The sequence below is a fragment of the Nostoc sp. genome (assembly GCF_035638895.1).
GTDB lineage: Bacteria > Cyanobacteriota > Cyanobacteriia > Cyanobacteriales > Nostocaceae > Nostoc.
In genome coordinates, this window is record NZ_DASQZC010000109.1 from 1 (window position 1) to 4,846 (window position 4,846).

The 4,846-nt window shown below is 44.6% G+C and carries 4 protein-coding genes; all 4 read right to left on the minus strand.

Going from position 1 to position 4,846, the window contains the following annotated elements:
* Positions 1–896, minus strand: an 896-nt coding sequence (locus VE944_RS04960) for an alpha/beta fold hydrolase (protein WP_324973154.1), incomplete at its 3' end; no start/stop codon positions are given.
* A gap of 140 nt (positions 897–1,036) precedes the next feature.
* Positions 1,037–2,377 (minus strand): ATP-dependent protease ATP-binding subunit ClpX, encoded by a 1,341-nt coding sequence (gene clpX, locus VE944_RS04965; RefSeq protein WP_324973156.1) that lies wholly within the window; start codon positions 2,375–2,377, stop codon positions 1,037–1,039.
* Positions 2,378–2,386: 9 nt separating this feature from the next.
* Positions 2,387–3,085 carry an ATP-dependent Clp endopeptidase proteolytic subunit ClpP gene (gene clpP / locus VE944_RS04970; RefSeq protein ID WP_324973159.1) on the minus strand — a complete coding sequence of 233 codons (699 nt, stop codon included), beginning with the start codon at positions 3,083–3,085 and terminating at the stop codon, positions 2,387–2,389.
* A 366-nt stretch (positions 3,086–3,451) separates the two neighbouring features.
* A partial coding sequence (gene tig / locus VE944_RS04975) for a trigger factor (protein ID WP_324973162.1) occupies positions 3,452–4,846 on the minus strand: 1,395 nt, incomplete at its 5' end.

The following is a 4,846-nucleotide window of genomic DNA, read 5'->3' on the forward strand; positions in this document are numbered from 1 at the left end:
TTAATTTGCAAAAACTCTTGTACCCGTTGCAAATAAGTTGGCGCATCTTCCAACATCGGGAAATGCGCTGTGTTACGAATCATCACAAATTCCACTTTGTCACTCAGTGCGGCTGCTTGACGCCCCATCTCGGCTGGAATAATCTTGTCATACTCCCCCGCCACGAGTAGAGTCGGCACTGTCAGCTTGGCAAACTCTTGCGGCATTACTTCAGATTGAGCCTTACTGACTGAAGTAAAAATTGTTCCTAAAGCCGCATCGTAATCTGCTTCGAGAAAATCTTCCAAAAAAGCTTGCCGCTCAGAATGTGGAATGGAACTATGCAGAAATCTCGCCATAAACATCCGGTCAACAAATGGAATTTTGCTTAACCACTTGGGACGGAATTTTACTACATAGCCACCAAATTTATGAAAGGCACTAAAGGATTTTTCGTCGTACTCAAAAACGCCGCTACAGGTTAAAATTCCTCGTTCCACTCGTTGGGGGTAGCGGTTAAAAAATAAAGTAGCAACAGACGCGCCCATCGAGTGAGCATTGATATAAACACGCTCAAGATGCAACCCCTCTAACAAAGCTGCCAAATCATCAGCGTATTCTTCTAACTCATAAGTTAACTCTCTGATTGCCTGTGATTCTTCCTGGGGGGACTCAGATTCGGCAACAGCTTCATTTGCTTCGGCTATGGTTGGCTTCCCACCAGAACGGCCAAATCCCCGCATATCGTAGAGTAAACAATCAAATTGCTCTGATAAAGCATTGGCGGTATTTTGCCAATACCTAGCCGAACCAGCCCAACCGTGCATAAAAACCATTACTGGTTTTACCAAAGAACCAGATGATTTTTTCACCCATTCGTAGTAATGCTCAACGCCACGAACATTAATATAAGGCATCAGTCATTTGTCCTCTCTTACAAAGTTCTTATCGGAGGAAACCTCCGCTCAGACTTTGCGCTTTGTCACTTGTCATTAGTCCTTGGTGTTATTATTCCTTAGTTTTTACCTAATGACTAATGACCAATGACTAATGACTATTAGGCTGATTCTGGCTTCGGTAGTGAAGATGGATGTATTATCAGTTCGGCAGTTGATCGCTTCTCAACCATCTCCCGTGTTACTGTACAGCGTGTTACATCTTTACGAGATGGTAACTCGTACATAACATCCAGCATTAGTTCTTCGACAATACCACGTAATGCTCTAGCACCCGTTTTACGCCGATAGGCTTCTTGAGCGATCGCTCGTAAAGCATCTGGTTTAAAATCTAACTGGACATTATCCATCTTCAGCAGTTTTTGGTACTGCTTCACTAAGGCGCTGCGTGGCTGCGTGAGAATCGCCATCAACGCTTCTTCATCTAGCGGATCTACTACTGCTACCATTGGCACGCGCCCAATAAATTCGGGAATCATGCCAAATTTTACTAAGTCATCTGGTGCTAGATGACGGAGAGTATCTGCTGCCCGTTTTTCTTTCGATTGCCCTTCTCCAGGTTGCACAAAGCCTATTGCTTTTTTGCCAACTCTCTGATCCACAACCTTTTCTAAGCCTACGAAAGCACCACCACAGACGAACAAAATATTACTTGTATCAATCTGGATGCAGTCTTGATAGGGGTGCTTACGCCCTCCTTGGGGTGGTACATTGGCGATCGTTCCCTCTAACATTTTTAGCAAGGCTTGCTGCACGCCTTCACCAGAAACATCGCGGGTAATTGACGGGTTTTCACTCTTTCGAGCAATTTTGTCAATTTCATCAATGTAGATAATTCCTCGTTGCGCTTCCTCTATATCTAAATCTGCCACTTGCAACAGTCGCAGCAAGATATTTTCCACATCTTCTCCCACATACCCCGCTTCTGTCAGCGTCGTAGCATCAGCGACGGCAAAGGGTACATCCAGGATTTTCGCTAGGGTTTGCGCTAAAAGAGTTTTGCCGCAACCAGTCGGGCCAATTAACAAAATGTTGGATTTTTGCAGTTCTACAGCATCATCTGCCCCACCTTTGCCACTGGCTTTAGACTGAATTACCGCCAACCGCTTGTAGTGATTGTAAACGGCTACCGACAGCACTTTCTTGGCTTCCTCTTGACCAATAACGTGTTCGTCTAGATAGTTTTTAATCTCTCTTGGCTTGGGTATTTGATTAAACGAAATACTAGAAGATTGGGTACGCCGTTTTTGAGGTGGTTCTGCTCTTGGTGCCGGTTGTGCTGCCGCAGCATTAGTATCGAGTAACTCCTCGTCTAGTATTTCATTACACAAGTCAACGCATTCATCGCAGATGTAGACTCCCGGCCCCGCGATTAATTTACGCACCTGCTCTTGAGACTTGCCGCAAAATGAACATTTCAAATGGGAGTCGTACTTAGACATACCAGCCTCTTATTTCAGAATGGTGACGTTTTCGCCTGCTGTGGGAAGATTTTGCCTGGAAATGACCTGATCAATCAAACCGTAGTTCTTCGCCTCTTCTGCCGACATAAAAAAGTCGCGCTCAGTATCTGCTTCAATTCTTTCTATGGGTTGACCAGTATGATGAGCCATTAACTCATTCAACTTAGCCTTAATGTAAAGAATTTCTCTGGCTTGAATTTCAATGTCAATGGCTTGACCTTGAGCGCCACCAAGTGGTTGGTGAATCATAATCCGGGAGTCGGGCAGAGACATTCGCTTACCGGCAGCCCCTGCTGTTAACAAAAATGCCCCCATGCTCGCGGCTAATCCAAAACAGATGGTAACTACATCAGGGCGAATTTGTTGTATTGTATCATAGATTGCCATGCCTGCGTAGACTGAGCCACCGGGAGAATTAACATACAGTTGGATGTCTTTTTCTGAGTCTTCGGCGTCTAGGAATAACAACTGAGCCACAATTGAGTTGGCTACGGTATCGTCTATTGGCGTTCCCAAAAAGATAATCCGCTCTCGCAGCAGGCGGGAGTAGATGTCGAAAGCCCTTTCTCCCATGCCAGACTGTTCCACCACCATCGGCACGATGTTGCTAGGGCTGCTCAACTGGGAGTTAATGTTGATTCGACTTTGGTTGCTGATGGGGTTATTTCCCGACTGCGATACAAGCATACAAGCTTTCTTTGACGATAATTTAGGACAAATGTTTCAGCAGCAGATGCTGCCTTTTCGATGAATGGGATTTTTATAGGTACGTGTTAACCATTATGCCTCATATAATTTCCTCTCGTGTAACACAGTATCAAGCTCAGTCCATAACATGTGTCACAATTTGCTGAAAATTCATTAATTCTTTAATTATTCTGTCTTCATCCCTGAGTTTTTAGGAGTCAAGAGTGATGGAGCATTGGGTATTGGGCATTGGTTATTTCTCGCCCTGCTTCCCCTGCTTCGCCTGCTCCCTCATCTCCTTTACCTTACCCATTTCACCAGTACTTTAACTCAGAACTGGTGAACTGATAGTTGTGTGTTTTTTAATTATCCTTCAGTAACTTCTGTCGAAGCTTCGATGTCGATGGTTTCTTCCTCTATCTGAGGTGCATCAGCATCTGATTCTGCGGCTTCTGTTTCCTCTGTAGGACTCAAAGAACCTTCGGGTACAAGTTCAACTGAGGAGTGTTCTAAGAGCCAGTCGATGGTTTTTTCGGTTAATAGTTCGTTTTCCACGATTGAGCGCAGTTTATCTTCATCAACGTCTTGTTCCTCCGGGTACTGTTCTAAAAGTTCTGTGACTCTGGTTGCAATTTCTTCTGGTGTTACCTGGATAGATTCGCGTTTACCGACTTCACGCAAGGACAGAGAGCGTTTGATGCGTTCAATTGCCTCAGTGCGCGATCGCTCCCGCAATTGAGGAATAATATCTTGAGTAAACAACTTCCTCACATCCAATCCCTGCTGAGACAGGCGCATTGCTGTTTGCGTTAGCATTGCATCTACTTCTTGCTCAATCAAGGTTGCTGGTAAGTCAACTTCTACGTGATTAAGCAGTTCCGTTAACAACGCTTCCTGCTTATTTGTTTTTGTTTTGTCGTCCGCCTCTTTTTGATATTGCTCTACCAAAGAAGCGCGTAACTCCTCTAAGGTTTCAAAATCGCTGATTTCTTGGGCGAAATCGTCATTTACTTCTGGTAGTTCCTTTTCTTTGAGTTCTTTGAGCGTCACTGTGAAAGTTGCCGCTTTTCCAGCTAAATCTTCGTTAGCATAAGGATCTGGAAACTGTGCCGCAATTTGTCTGGTTTCTTCAGGATTCATCCCCACTATTCCCGAAATAAAGCCTGGAATAAACTTATCTTCCTGCAACTCAACTTGAAAATCAGTTGCTTCGGCTCCGGGAATCGGTTCTAGTTCGGCTGTTTCGTCTTCACCCTCAATGGCGAATGAACCTTTAAAATCGACTACGGCAATATCACCAATTTGGGCTGCACGTCCTTCCACAGGAATCAATGTCGCCAATTCTTGACGTTCCTTATCAAGGTTTGCGTCCACTCGTTCTGGATCAAACTTGACTTCTTCAGCCTTAGCTTGCAAGTCAGTGTACTGAACTAAATTTACTTCTGGTTCTACATCGACAGCAGCCGAAATTGTCAGAGGTTTTCCAGGTTCATAATTCTTAATTAAATCCTCAAAGGAGGAGCGCAATTGTGGCTGGCCTATTGCCGGGATAGCTTCTTGTTTAACCGCTTGCTCAATACCGTCTTGAATTAGTTCTTCCAGCGCTGCTGCCTTAATTCGAGTTGTACCCAGCCGTTGTAGCAATATCGGCCGAGGCACCTTGCCTTTACGAAACCCAGGAATATTGGCAGTACTCGCTAAGTTCTTAATGACCTGTTCGTAAGTTTGCTTGGTAATTTCCGGCGTAATCTCTATTTCCAG